This is a genomic window from Paenibacillus sp. HW567 (assembly GCF_000374185.1).
In the GTDB taxonomy this organism is placed as follows: Bacteria; Bacillota; Bacilli; order Paenibacillales; family Paenibacillaceae; genus Paenibacillus_AQ.
This window is the reverse complement of record NZ_KB910518.1, coordinates 192,578-214,748: the sequence shown is the minus strand read 5'-3', so window position 1 is coordinate 214,748 and position 22,171 is coordinate 192,578. Positions and strand designations below refer to the sequence as shown.

General features: G+C 53.9%; 29 protein-coding genes. 6 read left to right on the top strand and 23 right to left on the bottom strand.

From position 1 onward, the window contains the following. Positions 1–17: 17 nt before the first annotated feature. The 15 genes from B212_RS0101145 to B212_RS0101075 form a co-directional block, all read right to left on the bottom strand. The gene (locus B212_RS0101145) at positions 18–488 is read right to left on the bottom strand and encodes a GNAT family N-acetyltransferase (protein WP_019908431.1); all 471 of its coding nucleotides are present in this window, start codon (positions 486–488) and stop codon (positions 18–20) included. Between the two features lie 93 nt (positions 489–581). Then, the gene (gene gatB, locus B212_RS0101140) at positions 582–2,015 is read right to left on the bottom strand and encodes an Asp-tRNA(Asn)/Glu-tRNA(Gln) amidotransferase subunit GatB (protein WP_019908429.1); all 1,434 of its coding nucleotides are present in this window, start codon (positions 2,013–2,015) and stop codon (positions 582–584) included. A gap of 97 nt (positions 2,016–2,112) precedes the next feature. Then, positions 2,113–3,570: an Asp-tRNA(Asn)/Glu-tRNA(Gln) amidotransferase subunit GatA gene (gene gatA, locus B212_RS0101135; protein WP_019908427.1), complete on the bottom strand. Its 1,458-nt coding sequence runs from the start codon at positions 3,568–3,570 to the stop codon at positions 2,113–2,115. A gap of 23 nt (positions 3,571–3,593) precedes the next feature. Next, the gene (gatC, locus tag B212_RS0101130) at positions 3,594–3,881 is read right to left on the bottom strand and encodes an Asp-tRNA(Asn)/Glu-tRNA(Gln) amidotransferase subunit GatC (RefSeq protein ID WP_019908426.1); all 288 of its coding nucleotides are present in this window, start codon (positions 3,879–3,881) and stop codon (positions 3,594–3,596) included. A gap of 311 nt (positions 3,882–4,192) precedes the next feature. Beyond that, positions 4,193–4,576, bottom strand: coding sequence for a hypothetical protein (locus B212_RS0101125; protein ID WP_019908424.1), 384 nt, complete (start codon positions 4,574–4,576; stop codon positions 4,193–4,195). A 154-nt stretch (positions 4,577–4,730) separates the two neighbouring features. Next, the gene (locus tag B212_RS0101120; RefSeq protein ID WP_019908423.1) at positions 4,731–5,504 is read right to left on the bottom strand and encodes an ABC transporter permease; all 774 of its coding nucleotides are present in this window, start codon (positions 5,502–5,504) and stop codon (positions 4,731–4,733) included. Continuing rightward, on the bottom strand, positions 5,501–6,415 hold the full coding sequence (locus tag B212_RS0101115; protein ID WP_019908422.1) for an ABC transporter ATP-binding protein: 915 nt from the start codon (positions 6,413–6,415) through the stop codon (positions 5,501–5,503). The genes B212_RS0101120 and B212_RS0101115 overlap by 4 nt, the downstream gene beginning before the upstream one ends. Continuing rightward, positions 6,415–6,606: a PLD nuclease N-terminal domain-containing protein gene (locus B212_RS0101110; RefSeq protein ID WP_019908421.1), complete on the bottom strand. Its 192-nt coding sequence runs from the start codon at positions 6,604–6,606 to the stop codon at positions 6,415–6,417. The genes B212_RS0101115 and B212_RS0101110 overlap by 1 nt, the downstream gene beginning before the upstream one ends. A 48-nt stretch (positions 6,607–6,654) precedes the next feature. Next, entirely contained in the window at positions 6,655–6,876 is a 222-nt protein-coding gene (locus tag B212_RS0101105) for a hypothetical protein (protein WP_019908419.1), read from the bottom strand. Then, positions 6,873–7,199 carry a DUF5345 family protein gene (locus B212_RS0101100; RefSeq protein ID WP_019908418.1) on the bottom strand — a complete coding sequence of 109 codons (327 nt, stop codon included), beginning with the start codon at positions 7,197–7,199 and terminating at the stop codon, positions 6,873–6,875. The genes B212_RS0101105 and B212_RS0101100 overlap by 4 nt, the downstream gene beginning before the upstream one ends. Then, a complete protein-coding gene (gene sigY / locus B212_RS0101095; protein ID WP_019908417.1) occupies positions 7,189–7,722 on the bottom strand; it encodes an RNA polymerase sigma factor SigY in 534 nt (177 codons plus the stop codon). Before sigY ends, B212_RS0101100 begins: the two co-directional genes overlap by 11 nt. A 60-nt stretch (positions 7,723–7,782) precedes the next feature. Next, positions 7,783–7,962, bottom strand: coding sequence for a hypothetical protein (locus tag B212_RS0101090; RefSeq protein WP_156830042.1), 180 nt, complete (start codon positions 7,960–7,962; stop codon positions 7,783–7,785). Between the two features lie 193 nt (positions 7,963–8,155). After that, on the bottom strand, positions 8,156–8,785 hold the full coding sequence (locus tag B212_RS0101085) for an MBL fold metallo-hydrolase (protein ID WP_019908415.1): 630 nt from the start codon (positions 8,783–8,785) through the stop codon (positions 8,156–8,158). A 6-nt stretch (positions 8,786–8,791) separates the two neighbouring features. Then, complete coding sequence (locus B212_RS0101080) at positions 8,792–9,358, bottom strand: thioredoxin family protein (RefSeq protein WP_019908414.1); 567 nt, start codon at positions 9,356–9,358, stop codon at positions 8,792–8,794. Then, complete coding sequence (locus B212_RS0101075) at positions 9,355–9,969, bottom strand: DedA family protein (protein WP_019908413.1); 615 nt, start codon at positions 9,967–9,969, stop codon at positions 9,355–9,357. Before B212_RS0101075 ends, B212_RS0101080 begins: the two co-directional genes overlap by 4 nt. Positions 9,970–10,230: 261 nt before the next feature. Here B212_RS0101075 and B212_RS0101070 point away from each other — a divergent pair, with 261 nt between their 5' ends. Further along, positions 10,231–10,542 (top strand): autorepressor SdpR family transcription factor, encoded by a 312-nt coding sequence (locus B212_RS0101070; protein WP_019908411.1) that lies wholly within the window; start codon positions 10,231–10,233, stop codon positions 10,540–10,542. A gap of 29 nt (positions 10,543–10,571) precedes the next feature. After that, complete coding sequence (locus B212_RS0101065) at positions 10,572–11,192, top strand: SdpI family protein (RefSeq protein ID WP_028530533.1); 621 nt, start codon at positions 10,572–10,574, stop codon at positions 11,190–11,192. Between the two features lie 20 nt (positions 11,193–11,212). Here the strand turns inward: B212_RS0101065 and B212_RS32905 are convergent, their stop codons facing one another. The 4 genes from B212_RS32905 to B212_RS30470 all read right to left on the bottom strand — a co-directional run bounded on the left by B212_RS32905 (position 11,213) and on the right by B212_RS30470 (position 16,377). Next, a complete protein-coding gene (locus B212_RS32905) occupies positions 11,213–13,537 on the bottom strand; it encodes an O-antigen ligase family protein (RefSeq protein WP_019908409.1) in 2,325 nt (774 codons plus the stop codon). 141 nt (positions 13,538–13,678) lie between these two features. Next, the gene (locus tag B212_RS0101055; protein ID WP_019908408.1) at positions 13,679–14,872 is read right to left on the bottom strand and encodes a class I SAM-dependent methyltransferase; all 1,194 of its coding nucleotides are present in this window, start codon (positions 14,870–14,872) and stop codon (positions 13,679–13,681) included. Between the two features lie 27 nt (positions 14,873–14,899). After that, positions 14,900–15,703: a PhzF family phenazine biosynthesis protein gene (locus tag B212_RS0101050; RefSeq protein ID WP_019908407.1), complete on the bottom strand. Its 804-nt coding sequence runs from the start codon at positions 15,701–15,703 to the stop codon at positions 14,900–14,902. Continuing rightward, entirely contained in the window at positions 15,700–16,377 is a 678-nt protein-coding gene (locus B212_RS30470) for a DUF6483 family protein (protein WP_019908406.1), read from the bottom strand. The genes B212_RS0101050 and B212_RS30470 overlap by 4 nt, the downstream gene beginning before the upstream one ends. A gap of 243 nt (positions 16,378–16,620) precedes the next feature. On the opposite strand from B212_RS30470, the gene B212_RS30465 reads away from it, so the two are divergent. Continuing rightward, on the top strand, positions 16,621–17,154 hold the full coding sequence (locus B212_RS30465) for a winged helix-turn-helix domain-containing protein (RefSeq protein WP_019908404.1): 534 nt from the start codon (positions 16,621–16,623) through the stop codon (positions 17,152–17,154). Continuing rightward, on the top strand, positions 17,132–18,421 hold the full coding sequence (locus B212_RS0101035) for an MFS transporter (protein WP_019908403.1): 1,290 nt from the start codon (positions 17,132–17,134) through the stop codon (positions 18,419–18,421). The genes B212_RS30465 and B212_RS0101035 overlap by 23 nt, the downstream gene beginning before the upstream one ends. A 90-nt stretch (positions 18,422–18,511) precedes the next feature. Here the strand turns inward: B212_RS0101035 and B212_RS0101030 are convergent, their stop codons facing one another. Both B212_RS0101030 and yyaC read right to left on the bottom strand, forming a co-directional pair. Beyond that, positions 18,512–19,297, bottom strand: coding sequence for an alpha/beta fold hydrolase (locus tag B212_RS0101030; protein ID WP_019908402.1), 786 nt, complete (start codon positions 19,295–19,297; stop codon positions 18,512–18,514). 118 nt (positions 19,298–19,415) lie between these two features. After that, complete coding sequence (yyaC, locus tag B212_RS0101025) at positions 19,416–19,943, bottom strand: spore protease YyaC (RefSeq protein ID WP_019908401.1); 528 nt, start codon at positions 19,941–19,943, stop codon at positions 19,416–19,418. Positions 19,944–20,090: 147 nt separating this feature from the next. On the opposite strand from yyaC, the gene B212_RS0101020 reads away from it, so the two are divergent. Next, positions 20,091–20,315 (top strand): DUF1128 domain-containing protein, encoded by a 225-nt coding sequence (locus B212_RS0101020; RefSeq protein WP_019908399.1) that lies wholly within the window; start codon positions 20,091–20,093, stop codon positions 20,313–20,315. Between the two features lie 115 nt (positions 20,316–20,430). Continuing rightward, positions 20,431–20,856 carry a YtxH domain-containing protein gene (locus B212_RS0101015; protein WP_019908398.1) on the top strand — a complete coding sequence of 142 codons (426 nt, stop codon included), beginning with the start codon at positions 20,431–20,433 and terminating at the stop codon, positions 20,854–20,856. Between the two features lie 86 nt (positions 20,857–20,942). Here the strand turns inward: B212_RS0101015 and B212_RS0101010 are convergent, their stop codons facing one another. Together B212_RS0101010 and rsbW are read right to left on the bottom strand one after the other, a co-directional pair. Continuing rightward, complete coding sequence (locus B212_RS0101010; protein ID WP_019908397.1) at positions 20,943–21,713, bottom strand: sigma-70 family RNA polymerase sigma factor; 771 nt, start codon at positions 21,711–21,713, stop codon at positions 20,943–20,945. Beyond that, the gene (rsbW, locus tag B212_RS0101005) at positions 21,710–22,162 is read right to left on the bottom strand and encodes an anti-sigma B factor RsbW (protein ID WP_019908396.1); all 453 of its coding nucleotides are present in this window, start codon (positions 22,160–22,162) and stop codon (positions 21,710–21,712) included. Before rsbW ends, B212_RS0101010 begins: the two co-directional genes overlap by 4 nt. Between the last annotated feature and the right edge of the window lie 9 nt (positions 22,163–22,171).

Genomic DNA, 22,171 nt, shown 5'->3' with positions numbered 1-22,171 from the left:
ACTTCGCTTCTTGCGCTTCAAATTCTGCCGCTCCGGTGGAATTCAATCAGCTCGACACCGGGAGCAACCTCCTCTACCCCGACTGGCACAAAACCATGTTTTGTATAAAGCGCAACCGCCGGAGTGTTAAGCTTCCCGGTGGATACGATAAACCGGTTCCTTCCGGCATAATGGTCAAAAATAAATTCCAAGAGCTGTCCGGCCACTCCCCGGCGAAAAAAATCAGGACTTACCATCATCCGTGTAACGGTAAGCTCGCCTGGCGACTCTTCCAAGGCCGCAACGGCTCCCATTAATTCATCGCTGTCATCAAAGCAGCCGTAGAATATCTCCTCAGAGTGTCTCAGCATGTCCCTGGTCTCCAGCAGCGGCGGAATCTCATGGAACCCTATCATCTCCGCTTCCAGCCGGTAGGCCTTGTGCTGCATAATCCATAGCTCACTCAGGATGCCGTCATCCTGCAGATCCAGCTTGATTATCTTGTTCATCCGCACATTCCCCTTATATGCCGCGAAAGGCCTGCCGTTGCCGACAAGCCCTAGCGCTTATGTTCCTAAAAGTATATTATCCAAAAACGGAATCTATCTGTTCAGCACTTCGGCCAGCAGCGTATTTACAAGCCCCGGATTGGCTTTGCCTTTGCTTTCTTTCATTACCTGTCCCACCAGGAAGCCAATCGCTTTCTGCTTGCCTGCCTTATAATCCTCCACGGATTGCGGATTTGCGGCTACGACCGCTTCGACAATCTGCTTAATTGCACCTTCGTCGCTGATCTGTACAAGACCTTTCTCCTCAACGATTGCCGCCGGAAGCTTGCCGCTCTCCAGCATTTCCTTGAAGACGGTCTTGGCAATCTTGCTGCTGATCGTTCCGCCTGTGATCAGACCGATCATTTCGCCCAGTCCCTGTGGTGTAATCTTCACTTCGGACAGCTCCAGCCCGCCACCGTTCAAATAGGCCAGCAAATCACCCATCATCCAGTTGGCTACAGCCTTCGCATCCTGCGTATAGGCCAGAGAGCCCTCAAAGAAATCGGCCAGCAGTTTGGAGGAGGTAAGCACACCGGCATCGTAGGCGGTGAGGCCGTACTCTTCGCTGTATCGGCTCTTCCGTGCATCCGGCAGCTCGGGAATGGTAGAGCGGATCGCTTCTTTCCAAGCATCATCAATATGCAGCACAATAAGATCCGGGTCCGGGAAATAGCGGTAGTCGTGAGCTTCTTCCTTGCCGCGCATGGATAAGGTTTTGCCTTGGGCTTCGTCCCAGCGGCGGGTCTCCTGTACTACGATGCCCCCATCATCCAAAATCTCTCCTTGACGGAATTGCTCATATTCCAGACCGCGCAGAACGCCGCGGAAGGAGTTCATGTTCTTCAGCTCCGCACGAATCCCAAACTCTTCCTGGCCTTCCGGACGCAAGCTGATATTCGCGTCGCAGCGCATCGAGCCCTCTTCCATCTTCACATCGGATACGTCACAGTACTGCATAATGGCCCGGATTTTCTCCAGATAGGCCCGTGCCTCTTCGGGAGAGCGCAAATCCGGTTCGGAGACGATCTCGATCAGCGGTGTTCCCACACGGTTGAAATCGACCAGTGACGCAAAGCCGCCATCCACATGCGTCAGCTTGCCGGCGTCTTCCTCCAGATGCAGCCGGGTGATGCCGATCCGCTTGGTCTCTCCGTTCACCTCGATATCAATCCAGCCGTTCAGGCCAATCGGCTGATCATATTGCGAAATCTGATAGGCCTTCGGGGAGTCGGGATAAAAGTAGTTTTTGCGGTCGAATTTGCTGACATCACCAATGGTGCAGTTCAGCGCCATAGCCGCTTTCATGGCATATTCCACAGCCTGGCGGTTCAGAACCGGCAGCACGCCGGGATGGCCCAGACAGACGGGGCAGGTGTGTGTATTAGGCGGAGCACCGAATTCCGTGGAGCAGCCGCAAAAGATTTTGGACTTGGTGTGAAGCTCCACATGAACTTCCAGCCCGATGACCGTTTCGTATTTAGCCATATCTATTCTCATTCCCTTAAAAGTTTTGTGAGCATATACTCCAGTGAGCATTTTCTGGCAAAACCTGCTCTGAAGACCCGGCTTCAAAGACTGCAGTTTATAGCTGCGGAGATTCTTTGTGGTAATCCGTATTCTGTTCAAAAGCATGGGCGACGCGCAGAATTGTACGCTCGTCAAATTCTTTGCCGATAATCTGCAGACCGACAGGCAGCCCTTCGGCAAAGCCGCATGGAATGCTGACGGCCGGAATGCCGGCAAGGCTGACCGGAATGGTCAGAATATCATTCAGATACATCGTCAGCGGGTCTTCCGTCTGCGAGCCCAGCTTAAAGGCTGGAGTTGGCGCAGTTGGTCCAATGACTACATCATATTTGGTAAAGACTTCGTCGAAGTCCTGCTTAATCAATGTGCGCACCTTCTGCGCCTTCAAATAATAAGCGTCATAATAGCCGGAGCTGAGCGCATAGGTACCAAGCATAATCCGGCGCTTAACCTCAGGTCCAAACCCCTGGCTGCGGGAATTATGGTACAGGTCAAGCAGACCTCCCCCATCATCGACGCGCACACCGTAACGCACACCGTCAAAACGCGCCAGATTAGAGGAAGCTTCGGAAGAAGCGAGCAGATAATAGGCCGCTACCGCATATTCAGTATGCGGCAGAGAGACCTCTTCCCACACTGCGCCAAGGCCTTCCAGCACTTTCAGTGCAGACAGCACCTTTTCGCGGACGGAGGCCTCTACGCCTTCACCGATATATTCCTTCGGCACAGCGATACGCAGGCCCGAGATATCGCCAGTAAGAGCGCTAAGGTAATCGGGAACCTCCACTTTGGCTGAAGTGGAATCCTGAGCGTCATAGCCGGAAATGGCTTGCAGCACATAAGCCGAGTCTTCCACATTCCGTGTGATCGGACCAATCTGATCCAGCGATGAGGCAAAGGCTACCAGGCCGTAACGGGACACCAGGCCATAAGTAGGTTTGAGGCCGACTACTCCGCAATACGAAGCGGGCTGACGGATGGAACCCCCGGTATCGGAGCCAAGCGCGAACAATACTTCTCCGGCAGCCACTGCTGCCGCCGATCCGCCGCTGGAGCCGCCAGGCACACGTTCCAAATCCCAAGGATTGCGCACGGGGCCGAAGGAGGAATTCTCATTGGAGCCGCCCATGGCGAACTCGTCCATATTCAGCTTGCCGATGGTAACAGCATCTGCCTGACGCAGCTTGGAAACTACAGTGGCATCATAAATCGGCTGGAAATTGGAGAGGAATTGACTGGCGCATGTTGTGCGCAGCCCCTTGGTAACAATATTATCCTTAATGCCAGCCGGAAGGCCAAACAACAGGCCGCGGGCTGCGCCGGAAGCCAGCTTGTCATCCAATGCACGCGCCGAAGCACGGGCTCCCTCTTCATTCAAAGTCAAAAATGCATGCACCTTCCCATCATGCTCCGCGATGGTTGCCAGTGATTGTTCGGTCAGCTCACTGACTGAAATCTCTTTGCTGTGCAGCATATTATGTAATTCAGGTAATCTATATTGAAACAGGCTCAACATTCTTCCTCCTTTCGTTATAATTATTCCAGAACTGCGGGAACCTTGAAATGTCCGTCTTCAGCCTCCGGTGCATTAAGCAGCGCTTCCTCTTGAGACAGACTCTCCTTCACCACATCATCACGCATCACATTGCTGACTTGCAGCACGTGGGTCGTCGGCTTCACATTCTCTGTGTCAAGCTCATTGAGTTTCTCAGCATATTGTAAAATAGCATTCATCTGTTCTGTAAAGGTTGCCTCTTCTTCCGGGCTTAATTGCAGACGGGCCAGCTTGGCCACATGCTGCACATCTTTGACCGTAATGCTCATTAGAATATCCCTCCTGTTTAAAGGGCTAAAGCGCCCGGATAACGTTTTTAATTATATTGTAGAAGCCTGTACAATTCAATGCGCTTGTGCGTTTCATGGCCATTATAAAAAGAAAAGCCCCACCAGAATGGGACTGCATGCGGAAAGGTGATTGTCGTTCAAGTTAGAATTCAAACACGTAATACAAGCAGAAACGGCTTAGCCGTTCTTAAAGGGACGGTAGCCGTTTCTGAGGGAATATAAGGATGATTGATCGGCATGAAACATATAAATTCTTAATTAGAAAAAGAGCCGGCATACGCCGGCTCTTCCTAAATCCAAGCCCGAAGATTCACCTGTTTGATGAATTCCGCTTGGGACAAGCTTTCTTTAGACACTGTTTCCGTCTCTTCTGTATCCAAATCCTCACCATTCATCAAATGGTGGAACAGCTTCTCATTGTGCGTAGACAAAGCATAATCAATCAACGCTTCATGCGTTGCTCTCTCAGCTTCCACTATCAGCAATTGCTCCTCCGCCTCGATGTCCTCAGCCGTAACATAGAAATTCCGGTTCGCCTGCGGGACACGGATGACATAATCAAAAGCATTGTCAGGATTGCGGTCATAAGCAATCAGGTAGCCGTAGTCTCCGATAGGAAGACTTTGCTCAAAAGCGTCCGCGACAATGACAATCTTCTCTCCTAAACGCAGCATCATCCTACCTCCTGACTGAAATCTATCATGGTTCTGCTTGTTTCCACAGTCTACTAAAAAAAGATAGAGCTGTCCAGCGCAGGAGGAGTGCATCTATGAATTTATATTGAAAATATTCTGAAAACGGATGAAAAGCAGTCATTTGCGCAGTTTTTTATCCATTCGGAAATGAATTCCTGCGAATTAACAGCGAAGCTGACGCAATGCAGAGAATGATCAGCACTCCCGCAGAAAGAACCGGACCGGGACCGGCCTTGCTGCCTTCCGTGAGGAGCTTGGCGGACAGCCCGGGAAGAGCAGCCGGCATCCAGGAGAGCTGTGCAGGAAAAAGGCTGTGGGCAAGCGACATTGCCGCCGAAATCAGCAGCGCAAGAAAAGCGGCGGCGGCTCCGCGCAGGCAGGAGCTGAACAACAGCGCCAGCGAGACGGCGCACAGCAGCCAAAGGCCATACAATCCGGCTGCAGCCAATACGTCGCTCCAGGAGAGCGGACCCATCAGCTCTACAGTATAGTAAGCGGCTCCGGCCGCCCCCAGGCCAAGAGCGATAATAAGCACGGTTAGCTGCGCGGCCCATTTGGCCGAGACGATTGCCGCCGGAGCTACCGGCTTGACCAATAGCAGTTCTGCCGTACCGCTGCTCCGTTCACCGGCCAGGCTGTTCATCACTCCCAATACCAGAATCAGCATGCCGATTGTTCCATATTGTCCAAGCGCTTGCGCCATGACAGCGGCTGCATCCGGCATTTCATAGCCCTCCAGCAGCCCTGGAGGGACGTTGCCCGAAGCCTTGAGAATTTCCGGCATATAATAGGTCGTGAGCGGCTGCAGGATACCAAGAATAATGAATACCGCCGGAACCCAGATCAACTTATAGCTGCGCAGAGCCTCCATCATTTCTTTTTGGTAGAGTGTCCATAGGTTCCTCATGACCCCACCACCTTCATGAACAAATCCTCCAGCGTTGAGGAGCCTGCTTCGAATTGCAGCAGCGGAATGCCAAGCTTCCCCGCTTCCTGCAGGATCGTACGGCGCGCCAGCTCTACATCGCTAACATTAAGAGTAGCCGCTCCACCCGTAATCACGGACTGCTCAACAAACGGTCTGTGTGCAAGATCCTCCAGCCACCGGAGCGCCGCAGCTTCCGGCTCTGTTGTCAGCTTGATGACAGGAAGACTGTACTGTGAGCGGAGCCGGGAGATGGCTCCCTGCTCTGCAATTAAACCGTGATTCATAAGAATCACCTCATCACATATCTCTTCAGCATCATGCAGAACATGCGTGGAGAAAATTACTGTGGTCTCCTCGCGGATGTCCCGCAGCAGCTCCATAACCTCCCGGCGGCCGATCGGATCAAGCGCCGAGACCGGCTCATCAAGCAGCAGCAGCCGGGGCCGGTGCACGAGCGCCTGTGCCAGACCCAGCCGCTGCTTCATGCCGCCGGAATATCCGCCGATCCGGCGGCGTGCAGCATCCCGAAGGCCAACCCGCTCCAGAACAAGAGGCGCCATTGCAGCAGCCTCCTTGGCATTCAGTCCGCTCAGCTTCCCGGAGAAGATAATATATTCCTGCCCGCTCATCCAGCCGTAAAAGGCAGGGGACTGAGGCAAGTAACCAAGCGACTTGCGGTAATCGCCGGGAGAAGCGCCGCCGTCAAAGGAGATCCGGCCCGAAGTAGGCGGCAGCAATCCCGCCAGCATGCGCAGCGTAGTCGTCTTGCCGGCCCCATTCGGCCCCAGCAGAGCCACACATGTACCTGCTTCAATCTTAAAGGTGATCCCGTCTACTGAAACCTGCCTGCCATAGCTCTTGCGTAAATTTACAACCTCCAGCAGCGGCATCAGCTTTCTTTCCTTCCTATGGTGAAGTATGCGACGCTGCCCAGCAAATTGCCAAAAATCAAAATAATCACCCACAGCCATTTCGGCCCGCGGACCCGCTCCGCCTTAGCCAAAGAAATCAGGCCGAGAATGGCAAGCAGAGCTTGCAGGGCCATTAGCGGCCAGATTAATCCCCATTTAATTTCATCCATGATAACACCCACCTTTGGAATTACTGTGCCGGTGCAATACCCGGTTGATCAAGGTCTTCGCTTTGCTCTCCGCCGATCCGGAAGTACTACAAAAAGCAGGTAACAAAAAAGCGGAGTGGGAAAACCGGTAAGTCCCCATAATCCCCAGAACCAGGCCATTCTGCCTTTGCCCCGCTTTTGCGCATTCCGAAACAGCAGGGTTCCCTGCAGCAGCAGCACCGCAGCCAAGCAAACCCACACTACAAAGGGCACATCCTGCAGCTCCTTCACTCTTCCGCATCCTCTCGTCTGCGCCAGATCCGCATTACTGCCAAACCTCCCAGAGCTGCGATTGGAAATGCCGCCTGCAGAACCCAGTACATTACCGGAGCAAACCCTAAGGCGGCCAGAACCACGCCAAGCAGGAGCAGAGCTACAAGCAGGAACATCTGCAGCTCCTTGCGGAGCTTAGCCTGCCTGCGAAGCGCTTCAACAGCAATGAACTGCTCCATTCTCTGCAGGGAAGGCAGAGCGATGTCTTCGTATTGTGCATCCAGCCGGTCAAGCTCCGAAGACAGCTTGCGCAGCAGCTCTTCATCCTTATCATTCTTCATCCTCACTCAGCTCCTTTCGCAGTTGATTAAGACCTGCAGCCACCCGCGATTTGACTGTACCGGACGGAATCTGCAGAATGGTGCCAATTTCATCATAACTATAGCCGTAATAGTGCTTCAGCAGCACCGCTATCCGCTGGGCAGAGGGCAGGCGGGAGAGCGCATCCAGCACCTCGCTCCACTCCATATTCCGGCTCTCAAAACGCCAGCGGATGGAACGGACTCCCTCCTCCTGCCTCCGCCACTGCGCTTCAAGCTTCCAGCGGCGCTTCCGGTCAATATACAGCCGGGTAGCAATGGTGATCAGCCATGAGGAAAAAGAAGAAGCACCGTTATAGGAAGATATCTTCTCCATGCACCTGACCATGGTATCCTGCGCAAGCTCCTCTGCAAGCGAAGGGTCCATAGTTGCTTTGACCAGATATTTATACAGGAAGATATAATGATCCCGCAGCAGCACGGCCAATGCTGAAGAATCTCCCTGCTGTGCCTGACTGATCCTCTCCAGCATCCCGTCGTTCATTGGCTCCTCCATCCGCAGCTTTCATCTACACCTGTAATACGAATATGTATGGCGAATCGTTCATTCGCGGTCCGAATTATTTTGCAGCTCCCATAACTTGCGCCGCCAAGGCTGAATGGCTCCCTTGCCGCCCGGAAAGCTCCAGAAGAGGCATTCCCTCCTGCACCTCTCCTCTGAAGCAGACGCCGGCTTCCCGGCCTCCGCATCTGTCTGGATTTCGCGTTCAATATTATTATTCAAGCCCGTTCCCCCCATTAGCATTCCCCACCTGATTCCTATATGTAGACAAAAAAAGAACGCAAACCGGGATTATTCCACAGTCTGCGTGCTTCGCGAGGTTAAATGTTACATTTAATTAACATTATTGTAGCAACTTTGTATTCTCTTGTCCATCAGTTTTTTGCCGCTTTATGTCGACTTCCTGGATATGTAGTCACATAGGCACGTATGGATTACGAAGCCTTTCAAAACCGATGGTTGTCCGTGGTCCATGACCGGGAAAAACCCTGACTTCTTCATCCAACCTGTACAGCTTGCCGCGGATGGAGTCGATAAGATCGCGTTCACGGCCGCCTGGCAGATCGGTGCGTCCTACTCCCAGCTTGAACAGCACATCCCCGCAAAAGAGATCGCTGCCACAAAGGAAGCTTACGCTCCCCGGGGAGTGTCCCGGGGTATGGAATACACGGAAGGTAAGTCCTAGAAGCTCCAGCACTTGGCCCTCCGCCAAATCATATTCGGCAGGCTCTGTGCGGATAGGCGGCGTAACATCCGGCCACAGCAGCGATCCGTTCAGCTTGGGACTGCCGAGCCATTCACTCTCAAGGGGATGCAGATATACAGGGCATTTCTTGGCTTTGCGAATCTCGTCAAGGCCGGCAATATGATCGAAGTGGGCATGTGTAAGCAGGACTGCCTCAATCTCCATACCTTCAATTGCGCGCAAAAGGGCGGCTGGATTGGCGCCGGGGTCGATAATGATACCCCGTCCCGGATCAGCACCTGTCAGCAGGTAGGCATTCGTCTGGAGCGAACCGAGATTATAGGAACGTATATTGAGCATCGCTTGTTAAAATCCGGAGATCAGACTGCGCAGCTCTTTGGCAATTACTGCGTGTGATTCCGTTCCTTCTCCGTAGGCTTGCCCCATAGCCTTGCGTACTTCAGCGATTTTGCTGTCGTAATCGGCAGCCTCGCGGTCCGGGTTCTCACGCTTGAACGCGTTCATCAGCGCTTGCACATGCTCCGGACGCGGCCCCCAGTGGCCCAGCACATACCCGCCGGTATCGGCAAAGATGACGATAGGTACGGCTCTGCCGCCCATAGTGAGGAAATCATCCATCACTTCCTGATTTTCTTCCAATATCAGCACTTCGGTCTTGATTCCCGCCGTCTCCAGAATGCGGAATACAACCGGTACATTGCGGACAACATCGCCACACCAATCTGCGGCCAGAATTAGCACACGCAGATCGTCGCGGTGATTCAGGCTCTCAAAAAATTCGCGGTCGGCGCTGTCTTCCCAGGCGAATTGTTCATACCAGGATTCGAATGTCTGCCGGTTCTTCGTCATGCCTTCAACGAACTGGCGCGGAGTCAGACCTTTACCATACTTATGGGCCACGTTCTGCTTCATACTGCACTACCTTTCTTCTTGGACTTGTACCATTTGAACAGGAAATAGATAACAATGAGAGCAAGAGCGCCAAGCAGCAGCTCATGGGTATACTTGGCAGCGACTTCATCAATCGTTTCCCATTTATCGCCAAGCGTATAACCCAAATATACAAAAAGCGTGCTCCAAGGAATAACAGCCAGCGTGGTCAGCAGGGTGAATTTGCTCAGAGGCATGCGGGAGATCCCGGCAGGAACGGAGATGGCATGGCGCACAACCGGGATAAAACGCGCTGTGAAGATCACCCCGGTGCCGTATTTGTTGAACCATTCTTCGGAATGGTCAATATGCTTTTTTTTGATGAAAATGTACTTTCCGTATTTCTCCAGCACGGGTCTGCCGCCATACCGGCCGATCCAATACACGAATATTTGGGCAATGACCCCGCCAACCGTACCGAAGAGCACTGCGCCAATAAAATTAATATCTCCCTGCGAGACCAGATAACCTCCAAAGGCCAGTACAATTTCACTAGGAATAATCTCAATCATAAGTCCGATCATAATCCCAAAGTAACCAAGACTCTGAATCCATTCAAACAATTGCGAGATCAGATCAGAAATAACGTGCAAAATGCAGCTCCTCCTCCCGTTTATTTGCGAAAATCGGCTTAATGCCGCTTCCGCTCTATGTACCCAGCTTCTCCTAGCCTATTCTAGCATATGCGGGCTTACGACTTCTACTTAAGGGAATCTGAAAAAGACGGCTCTATCTAGTAAGCTGGGTTCTGTAAATGGTGCTCTATTCAGAGTAAAAAGCGGATTTACAATTATTTGCACCAACCATATTATATATTTAGATAATTATTTAAATATCGAAAGGTCGGGTGAGCAATGAACGAATCCTTCAAAGCGCTGGCAGATCCGACGCGTAGACAGATTTTACGGCTGCTGCGGGAGCAGGACCGGACCGCCGGGGAGATTGCCGAATATTTTAACATGTCCAAACCCAGTATCTCACATCATCTCAGCGCTCTGAAGCATGCAGGCCTTGTGCAGGACGAACGACAGGGGCAATTCATTCTGTATTCGCTGGATACGACCGTACTGGAAGAGGTGCTGGGCTGGTTCCTGGAGTTGACCAACACGGGAAAAGCGAACGAACGGCAGGACATTGATGAAGGACATGGAGGTCGAGTAAGATGAAGAATTTCAAATGGAAATGACAGGACACGCTGATTGTCCTTCTGGGCATTCTTTCGTTAAGTTATGCATTGATTAACTATGGAAAGCTGCCCGATCAGCTCCCTGCCCAATTCAGCATCAGCGGAGAGGTCAATACTTACTGGAGCAAAGATTCGATTATTGCCCTCTTGGGTTTCATGGGACTGATCTTCCCCTTGGGAATGCAGTTCTTCCGCAATAACGATCCGAAGAAAGAGAACTACCTCAAATTTCCGAACGCCTACAAAATGATTAGTCTGGCTGTTGCGGCAGTGTTCGATGCGATGCTGGTGCTGACTGTCGCTTACGGTTTGGATAAAAATTTTGAGGCAGGCAAGTATGCTATGGTCGCTGCAGGACTGCTGTTTATTGTAGTTGGCAACTATTTGCCACAGATTAGGGACAATTATCTTACAGGCATCCGCACACCTTGGACGCTGTCCAGCCCGGAGGTCTGGAGGAAAACTCACCGGTTCTCAGGCAAGATGTGGTTGCTTGGCGGTCTGCTGATCGCGCTGGGGGCCTTTTTGCCGAGAGGCGTGTCCGTCAGTCTGATTATTGCCGCCCTGCTGATTGTCATCTTCCCGCCATTTGTGTATTCATGGCTGATTTCGTCGCGGAGCAAATCTTGAGAAGAAGCGCCCAAATCCGGCTACTGTCGGGATGAGGGTGCTTTTCGCATAATTAAAGCTCTGCGGCTGCTTAATAGAAGGTCCAGACCTTCCATCTCCTTCGTAATTCCGAACCGGCGGTCATTATGCTCCCGCCCCTTGCTGCTGTCATATGCGCTCAGCAGACGGTACTGCCGCAGCAGCTCCATGCCGGCGGCAGCACTTTGGAACGCTCCCTTCCGGTCCCCCGCCTTCATCCTGCGAACGCTCATACGAAGCATTCCTTTGACCGCCTCTTCCCACTTAACGGAATTGAAGGCATCCAGCCGTATGCTTCTGCGAACCTGATACAAAGCCGCAACGGGATCTTCACCTTGCAAAGCCCGCTTCGACCATTCCCATTGCAGAAGAGCACTTTCCGGTGTATACCTCAAGCTCTCCAGCAGCAGTGCCGCCCCCTGCTCATCCGGGAGCAGCCGGGATAACAGAGCAGCCGTCTTCGGCTCAAGAGGGTTCCATTTCAGCGATTGCTGAAGCAGGGACACTCTTTCGGTCTCCTCAGAGGACTCAATTGCCTGCTTGTATAACTCCCGCCCCTTCATCGCGTGCAGGGACATCGTAGCGAGTGTCAGGCTCAAGCCGCAGGCTATAGCCATCATTGCAATATGCCGCATAGCCAAGCGCTGCCGGGGTGAACGGCGGGGCTTGGCTGCCGCCACTGGATCAGGAGCGGTTCCAGCGCTCTGGGCGATCGTGGGTGCAGGCCCAGGAGGAACAGTTGTAAAACCCTGTGCGATTGAGGTCGCCACTGGGATTGTGGGTTCAGGTGCAATAATTCCTGAGTTCAGCCAGACAGAAGTCCCGGCAGAATTTACTGGCTCAGGAGGCACAATTGTGACATCTTGTGCAGGTGCAGCAGATGCTCCGCGCTGCGCCTCTGCACGGGCGAGCGCCGGCAGCAGGAACAGCAGCAGCCACGTGAGGCCGTAGCTCCAGTCGAAATCGACTGCGCCGTGCAAAGCGATGACGAGCAGCGGTGGCAGCAGCCTCGGTGAGGCGGCCGCCACCAGCCAGCCTGCCGCCGCCAGCAGCAGCAAGGCGGCAGCCAAACCGGCCACTCCCGCGTTGAGCAGGAGGTCGAGGTAACCGCTGTGCACCTGGCTGCCTACATAGGGGCGGGACTGGGCGGCGTGGTACGCGCTCCGCCAAGTCTCGCCCCCGCGCCCCAGCCAGGGCGCTTCCGCCGCGAGCCTCCAGGCATCGCGGTACATCAGCCCGCGAGCGTTGACCGTCGGTGACGGTCCGCTGATCCGCTCGCGTACCTGCACAAGGACGGCGCTAGCCGCCGCCGTCCAGCCTACCGCCGCCAGCACCAGCCTGGCGGCCCTCACACCCGCCGCGCCCGGCCCGCGGCGGCACAGCAGCGCGCCCGCCAGCAGCGCGCAGCCCCAAAGCCCGGCCAGCAGAAGCAGGCCGGGCCAAGGCTGTACCGCCAGCCCCGCATGGGCTAGCTGGCGGTACAGCAGCGCCGCGCCGGCCACGGGCGCGGCACCGGCAAGCAGAAGCGGCGCGCAGAGCCGCCGCTTCCAGAGCAGGGCTGCGGCGCTGGCAGCGGCCGCAGCCAGCCAGGCGCCGCGCGACTCGCTGAGCAGCAGCGCGGCCGCGTAGGGGAGCAGCGGGAGCGTGCGCAGCAGCAGGTGCTGTTCCCCGGCCCGTCCCATGCAGGAAGCGGCGGCGAATAGCCGCTCCAGCAGGAACACCGCCATCACCGCGCCGAAGGCGTTCGGATACTGGAGCAGCCCGGCCAGCCGCGCACCTGTGGCACTGACTTCCGGCGATAGGCTGTAAGCAACGGCATAAGGAAGCTCCATTCCCCCGCATACAGCAATCAGAGCGCTTAGGCTGATAGTCATCCCCAGCAAATGCCAGAGCGCCGCGAGCAGACGCCCGCCCAGGCGGTTGCCTGCACAGCAGTATGCAAGGATTGCGAAGGAGGCGTAGAAGCCCCAGCGCAGCATTTCATTTAATGTTCCCTGCGGAGATATCGGCCCACGCAGCCATGCGGCCGCATAAAGGACAAGGATCGCCAGCGGACAGACCAGCATCAGCAATTCTGCTTTTCCCGGCACAAGGCTGCCGCCCATATGGGCTGCCCCCTCTGCCCTCTTATGCCCCCCGGCGGCAGCCAGCCTCCAAAGGGCAAGCACCGCGCACAGCACAAACCATGAGGTCAGCAGCGGATACATCTCCTCAGCAAAAAACAACCCCCGCAGCAGACAAGCCGCCGCACCGGCTGTAAATACCGCCCCAGCATACGCCAATATGGTTGCCTGCTCCAAGCCCCTCTGCCGCTCATTCCGCTCCACCCGAATTACTCCTATACGAATCAAATTTTCTATAGTATCTCCAGATTTCACCAGAACCAAAAGGGGAACGCAAACAGGACGGCCCGCCCCATCAGGGAAGCAGCCGTCCTGCAGTCATGTTAACGTATTAGATTTGCGACATTAGCCTTGCACAGCATCGCCGGCTGGCAGCAGATCGGTGCAGGCACGTTCGAGATACGGCTTCGCACCAAGAAAATCACGGAATGCGCTGTATTCGCGCCATTTAGCCGCGTTGTCTCCGGCCGGGCCTTTGACAGCACGAATCAGAATATTCTTCGGCGTATGCTCCAGGTCAATGAACTCCAGCAGTTGTGTGCGGTAGCCCATTAGATCGAGCAGCTTGGCCCGGATGGCATCCGTAGCCAGAGCGGAGAAACGTTCCTTCAGAATTCCATGCGACAAGAGAGGATTCAGCACCTCGCTCTCAACCTGGGCGAACAGCTCATGCTGGCAGCAAGGAACCGACAGGATTACCGATGCGCCCCAGCGGACCGCTTTTTCCAGTGCAGCGTCGGTTGCCGTATCACAGGCATGGAGCGTTACGACCATATCGACCTGATCCAGCTCGTTGTAGTCGGCAATATCGCCGACCAGGAACCGAAGCTGATCGTAGCCAAGCTTGGCCGCAAGCGCACTGCAGTGCTCGATAACATCGGCTTTGAGATCGAGGCCGACAATATTCAGCTCCCGCTGCTCGCGGACAGCCAAATAATGATAGAGTGCAAAGGTTAGATAGGACTTGCCGCAGCCAAAATCCACAATGGTCAGCGGACGGCCGGACGGCAGATCGGCAAGCACATCCTCGACCATCTCCAGAAAGCGGTTGATCTGGCGGAACTTATCGTATTTTTTGGCCAGCACCTTGCCTTCGCTATTCATAATGCCCAGTTCTACCAGGAACGGCACAGGCACTCCTTCATCCAGCACGTACTGCTTGCGGCGGTTATGGGCCAGGTTCGGAGCCTCCTGCTTGGTCGGCGATTTGGTCAGGATGGATACCTTATACTTTTTACTGATCAGCACTTGATAATCGGCCTCTACGGTACAGAGCAGCCCTTGCCGGAATGTCTCTCTCAGCAGCGACATTAACTCCTCCGCCGCGGCCTCAGCCGGGATATTGCGGTGCTCGACCTTAGGGCCGATATAGTAGGCGAACTGATAATGCAGCTTGCCCTTTAACTCTACGGGTTTTACCTGCACCTTGCTGAAGGCGGCTTCGCCTTTGCTGCGTAGCTGGCTCAGCGTTGCCGTAATCAGAGTGCGGCTATTGATGACTTGTTCAATCAGTGTATTCAAAGCTTCCACAGGGTACATCTCACTTTCACATAAAAAATAGAATTGTCATTGCACATGAAACTGGCCGCTGACGACAGTCACGGCCCGGCCCGACAAGGTTACCAGCTCCGGGGTGACTTCCAGCCGCAGCGTGCCGCCACGCGCAGAGGCCTGATACGCGGTCAAATGCGGGCGGCCCAGTCTGGCAGACCAATAGGGGGCTAACGCGGTATGCGCAGACCCGGTGACAGGATCTTCATTCACGCCAATCCGCGGTGCAAAAAAACGCGATACAAAATCGGCATTTTCCGACTCACTCTCCGCCGTTACAGCGATCGCTCTTGGCTGAAGGTTGCCAAGCAGCGGAAAATCCGGCCTCAGCCGCCGCACAAGACCCTCATCCTTCAACCGCACCAGCACGTTGTCGGCATAAGCCATAGTCTCCAGCACCTCTTCTTCATCAATGCCAAGGGCTGCCGCCAACCCGGTTATCGGGCCGGAAGGTACAAGCGCATACGGCGGAAAATAAAGCGAAATCAACTGATCGGACCTTGCCGCCCGCAGCAATCCGCTGCGGGTGTAGAATTTCGCCTCCGCGCCGGATGCCAGCCGCCCAAATTCCCACAGCACATGCGCGCTGGCCAGTGTGGCATGGCCGCACAGGCTGACTTCAACAGCAGGCGTGAACCAGCGCAGCCGGTAGCCATCCTGCTCCGGCCAGAGAAAGGCCGTCTCGGACAGATTCATCTCCGCCGCTGTTTGGGCCATGAAGGACTCAGGAACAGGTCCTTCCAGCAGGCATACGGCAGCGGGATTTCCGGCAAACGCGCGATCGGTAAAAGCATCAACGATAAATATTGGCGTGCTCAAGGAGTCTTCGCCACCTTACTTAGCCCAGCAGTAAGCCTGCCCCACTCTGCCAGGCCTTGTCTGACCTCTTCCGCAGGGAGGCCGCCGCGTGCCAAATCCTCCTCCGGCTTCAGCAGCAGCCGTTCATACAACTCTTTTCCTTCGGAAGCCACAGCCTCTCCATGTTCCCACAGCCGGTACAGACTGTCTTCCGCCTTGGCATAACGGCCCAAGGATTCCATATAGGTCAACAGCAGCCGTTCCGTCTTTGCCGGAATCTTATATTCCCGGGTCTCCATCAGGAGCTCGTCTATTTCCTTCGTCATCTCCATCAGTTCGCGGTCAGCGCCATGGAGATCGGCATACACAAACAGATGCAGTGACCGCATGGCTCTGAACAAGGCCGCGTCCTTATCCCCAGCCGCAGCGTAAATAGAGCCTTCTTCCTTGAGCAGACGCGCCACGCCTTGAAGCCTGTCGGATTCGACCACGCCCCCCAAGATATACATATCAATGATATCTTCCACGGAGAGTGAATTCAAAAGCCGGGAATTTAAACGGAAATGCCGGTTCAGCAGCTCATCAATCTCCCATAAGGCTTCTGTTGTCTTTTTCTCCTGCTTAAGCGTAAACACCTTGGCAACCATCGCGGTCATATCCTCAATCATCCGTACGATGTAATCTCTTCTGAACATCCTGTTCTCCCCTCTCCTTGGCTAACGAACTGTTCAATACCCACAACGTTTCCCTTTGGATCATCTTAAACCATTCCTTGACTCTGCGCCACTTGCAGCATCTTCCGAAGCAGAAAATCCAGGGTTAACCCAAATGTTCATTTACAAAAAAATACAGGATAAACTATACTGGATACATTCTGATCTGTAATTTAGATCGAACTGCATAACAGAACGAACTACTGCCATACAGGGGGATTTCAAATGAAAGCTGAAGCGGATAACCAAGGGCAAGCTCAGCCCCTGAAAGTATCGCCGGAGCAAAACAAGCTGCTCGAAAGCGCGCTGCGGATCAAAATTATGCACGTGCTGGCAGAAGAACCGCTCACCTCCAAGCAAGTTGCCGGGAAGCTGGGCAAGACGCCGGGGAACATTCATTATCATATTATCAAGCTGTTTGAAGGCGGGCTGCTGGAGCTGGTAAGGACAGAGACAGCCGGAAGCATCATCCAGAAATATTATCGTTCCAAAGGAACCTGGTTCTCCTCAGAGCACTTCAGCGGATTTACGTTCAGACAAGAGGATATGGTGAACCATGCCTCAACCAGACTGACTTTATCGTCCAGCGAGCTGGAACAGTTCCGGAAGGAGATCATGGAGTTCCTCTCTTCCTGGGAATCCAAAGTCACACAAGGCGAAGAGTATGGCGTCGAGGTCATCGTCGGGCGCTTGAGCCCAGAGGAGTCCGTTATAAATTCGGAGGTGAGGTACCAAGATGATCCCCGAGAGCACCTCTGAACAAGCTAAAGGTAGTCCGTTGCGCAGCTTTGCCGCACCTTTTGCCAAATCGCGGGCGTTTCCTTTGCTATGGCTCGGACATCTGATTTCCTTTCTGGGAAGCTCGGTGACGATGGTGATTCTGCCCGTTCTGGTGTATTCCCTGACTGGTTCTACTACAACAATGGGTTTCGTCATGGCGGTATACATGCTGCCTAATGTAATCATGCTGCCGATTTCCGGCCACATTGTAGACCGGTATGACCGGGTGAAAATTATGATGCTGGCGGATATTTTTCGTGCCTCCATCATGCTCCTGACGGCTGTGCTCTCACTCTCCGGGCTGCTTACCATCCCGCTGCTGCTGGTATTGGTCGGCTGCTACGGTTTACTTGACGGTCTCTTCCAGCCTGCTTATGCCGCAGTCCGTGCCACCGTATTTACCCCGGATATCCGTATTGCCGCCAATTCCCTGACGCAAATGACTACACAGACCATCCGTCTGATTGGCCCTGTGCTCGGCGGGCTGCTCATTACCCACCTGTCGGCAGGCGTTGGCTTTGGACTTGATGCGTTTACCTACTTGTTTTCACTGGTCTGCCTCATCCAACTGCGCAAAGTTCTCGTCTCCCGATTACAGCGGAAAGAACACTCCCTTGCAACCGCAGAAGCCCCCTCCACCCCTCACTGGAAGGAGGATTTCAAGGAAGGGATCGCCGTATTGCGCAGCCATCCCTGGCTATGGATTACGATTCTGGCCTTTTCATTCATTAACATTTGCTATGCCGGCATCAGCAGTATTCTTGTGCCTTGGCTTTTTAAGGTACATCATGGCTGGGAACCTTACGTATACGGGCTTGCCGTCACCTTCTCCGGTGCCGGTGCTATTGCGGCAGGTCTGCTGTTCGGCATGAGGAACAAGTGGAGCCACCGCGGAAAAATGGCTTACGGCGGGGTCTTTGTAAGCGGGCTGGCTATGTTCCTGCTGCCCTTCGCCCCCTCTGCTGCGGGTGCGGTCGCCTTGTTTGCCCTTGAAGGCTTCGGACTGATGATCTTCGGCCTAGTCTGGGAGATCAGCCTGCAGGAGCTCGTTCCGCAGGAAGCCTTCGGACGCGTAGCCAGTCTGGACTTGCTGGGCTCCTTCGCACTCCTGCCGGTAGGCTACATTCTGGTGGGCTGGCTGGCCGATCTTATTGGGGGCGTAGCGACGATCTATATTTTTTCGGGACTGTGTATGGCCTGTGTTGCTCTTGTGCTCTGCATTCCGGCTATCCGCAAGTTCCAGTGAAACAAAGAAGCAGCCACGCCGGATTCGGCGGGAGCTGCCTCTTTTGCATTATTAGCACGGGCGTTAGTACGCTCCGCTTCTCTCATGTGATTATTTCTTAACCGCTGCATGTACGAAATCCTTGATGATTTCCGCCAGGCGTTCCGGCGCTTCGTACATACTCATGTGACCTACTCCGGAAATGGTCACCTGGCTCACATTCGGATGATCCGAGGTGAAGATCCGTTCAGGCGATACCTTGCTGTCCTCTGCACCGGCAACAAGCAGCACCGGCAGTACAGTGGCTGAGATGACGTCACGGCGGTCGATCCGCTCACGCATCGCCATGGCGGCGCCTGCCGCCCCTTGGGGAGGTGTTCTGTAGCCGATCTCCTTCGCACGCTCCAGCAACTGCGGAGCAGCGCCTGCCGCAAAAAGACCAGGAATCAGCCCATCCACGAATGCGAAAATCCCTTCATTCTGAATGGTGCTCACACTCTTCAGCCGGTTCTCCTTAGCCGCCTCACTATCCGGGTAGCCTGTGGAGTGAACCAGCCCGAATCCCTTCAAGCGGGATGCATAACGCTGGGCAAAGGAAAGAGTGACATATCCGCCAAGGGAATGTCCAAGCAGGTAGCACTCAGAAATCTCCAGCACATTCAGCAGAGCCAGCACATCATCAGCCATCTGGTCTACACTGTAAGCCCCAAGCGGAGCATCCGAGCCTCCGTGGCCGCGCAAATCCAGAGCAATCACCCGATAATCGCTGCTTAGGAGCGGAATAACCTGCTCCCAATAGCCAGAGCTTCCACAGAAGCCGTGCAGCAGTACAATAACCTCACCTGCACCCTGATCACTGTAACTAATATTGTATCCCTCATAACGAACATTTTCCATGACGGCTTCCCTCCTTCTACAGATAGCTAACTGCACTCGAGCAACCAAGATGATCCGTGGTTTGAGCCGGTTGGCTTGTCTACATTATTTAAGCAGAATTGTCCCGCTTGAAACGCTCTCAAGAATTCAGACCGAACCCGGCCGCCGCCGCCGCCGCAATTTGCCCCGCCATGACCATCACTCTGTGCAGCGGAGTGGTCTGCAAAGTCCGGTAAGGCCGCGGACCGTTCAGATCGACGATCGCCGCAACACTGTAATTCCCCACTGCAGGCAGGGACAGACCGACCGACTGCGCCGGCCGGAGCGGGCCTTCAGCCGCCAAAAAAGTTCCGAGTGCCGCCGGGGGTCCCAGGCAAGCATCCACAGCGATAATAAACTGCCCTTCGGGAATCTCCGCTATCCGCAGAGCCAGATTATCCGCGTCACAAGGGGACGGCAGCGTACCGCTCACATGCGGGAAGCCGTGCTCCACCAGCCGGCTGCCGGTCAGCGGTCCAAGCGCATCGCCGGTAGACCGGTCCGTTCCGATACAGAGGAACGTAATCTGCTCCAGCGGATGCCTGGCCGCGATCTCCTTGAAGAAGGAGACCAGCCCGGAAGCATCCATTTTACTGCGTTTTCTGCTCTCCTGCTCCCTGATTGCCAATGCCCTCTCTCCCCTCAGCTAGTGAAGCCTAATGAATATTTTCTCTAATTTAACATGATTTCAGCGGAGCAGACAAAAAAATGGTGTTTGCCTTCATAAACATGATAGAATATTTGAACTAATATACAGAGAGGACTGTTACACCTAATGGATCTATCCCAGCCTACACAGGAAAATGTTGAATACATGATCGAGGGTATCAAAAGCAAGCTGAAGATGGCAAGCGCGGCGGCCATGCAAGCCTCTGCCTTCCCGGTGAGCAACTACGAGGATATACGCGATATTTATGAGGTGGCTATGAGCAGCGACAGACTGAGCATCGCACAGGTTGAAGCACTGGTCTCCGAGCTTGGCCGCCTGCGGCAGAAATAATTATCGCCCGGAGCAAGGGGGCCTTAATGTTTCAGCCCTTGCACCGAAGTTTATATACCAAGTAAGAACTTTAAGCCATTCTGAAATACAATAAACTTATAAGGAGTGATCCGCGATGAATAAGGCAGAACCGGAAATTCCGGTAGAGAGCGGAAGCCCATTCTTGAAAGGAATTGTTATCGGAAGCTTGCTGGGCGCTGCCGCAGCGCTGTTGTTCGCACCAAAGCCAGGCCGTGAAGTAAGGGGTGCGTTGTCGGATAAATTCTCGGCAGCTACGGACAAAACGAAGGAAGTCGCCGGCATCGTAACCGATACAGCGATAAGCATTGCTACTGCCGCTCAAGAAAAGGCTGCGGATTTAGCGGGCAATGTATCCGCCAAAGCCTCCGATATCTTCACTGCTGTCAGCGACAGCAAGCAGCAGATTGCCGCAACTCTGTCGGACTCGGGCACAGCAATTGCTGAAACCGTCAGCGATGCAGCGGATGATGTTGCCTCTATTGTGAAGGATGCTTCAAAAGAGGCTGCGGATCAAGCTTAATGCTCAGGTAAAACCCATAAAGGACATGCCTGACCCTGACCGGGGGATAAGGCATGTCCTGTTTGTATGTTCATCTATTCGTTTCATCAGTAAGAGGAATTAGCCATAATTTGCTTCAGCTTTTCTGTGGCGCGCTTCTGAATCCGGGATACGCTCATTTGTGATACCCCAAGCTTCTGGGCAATCGCCCGCTGCGACTCTCCATCCTGAAAAGCCAGCAGCAGCACCTGCTGCTCCTGCTCTTTAAGCTGCCCCAGCGCCTGCTGCAGATCCATACGTTTCTCCACTGTCTCATAGTCATTTGCTTCGGAGCTGATCAATTCACCAAGTGTGGCACCTGTCTCCTCTTGCGAGAGCGGGGAATCGAGAGATACATAATGGTAGCATTCTCTTCCCGCCAGCACCTCCACTGTCTCTTCCACCGTAAGATCAAGATATTGGGCAATTTCCTCTATGGCAGGCGAACGCTCTAGTCTGATGATCAGCTCATCAATAGCCTGCTGCACAAGGGCCCCCTTCTCTTTGATCCTTCTGGGAACCTGTATGTACCAGGATTTATCCCGCAGGAAATTTTTCATATGTCCGATCATGCTTTTCATAGCGTAGGGCTCGAAGGGTATTCCCAGACTGATGTCATACTGCTGGAGCAGTCTGATTAACGCCATCTGTCCTACCTGGTACAAATCCTCATACAAATCAGGACGATTGCGGGCGATTTTGCCTGCAGCCATTTTTACCATCGGCTCATATTTGCGGAGCAGCACCGTTGCAATTTCATTGTCTTTGGTCTGCTGGTATTCGTGGATCAGGCTTACCGCCTCTTTTGCGGACTCGGGGGGAGTCACTTTTTCATTCATACTTTCTCCTCGCTGAAATTAAGCCGCTTAGTCAGGGTAACGGCCGTCCCTCTGCCTGCATCGCTCACAACGCTGACGTCATCCATGAGCGCCTGCATTAAGTAAAATCCCAGCCCGCCTACTTGAACGTCATTCAGCTCTTTATCATGCAGCGTCATGCGTTCTTCGGATGGATCCAAACTGTCAAAGCTCTCCCCTTCATCTTTGACTGTAATGGACAAGGCACTTGTACCTACTTCAAAGATTACATCAACCAAGCCGTCTTCCTGGCCGTAAGCATACAGGACGGAGTTGTTACAGGCTTCAGACACAGCAACCTTCATATCCTCAATATCCTCATACGTGAATCCCATCTTCGAGGCGATTCCATATAAATTCAGTCTGACGATATCGACATATTCTGCACTCGCAGGTAACTGAAGAACTACTTTTTGCACATCATCACTCATCCTTATTTC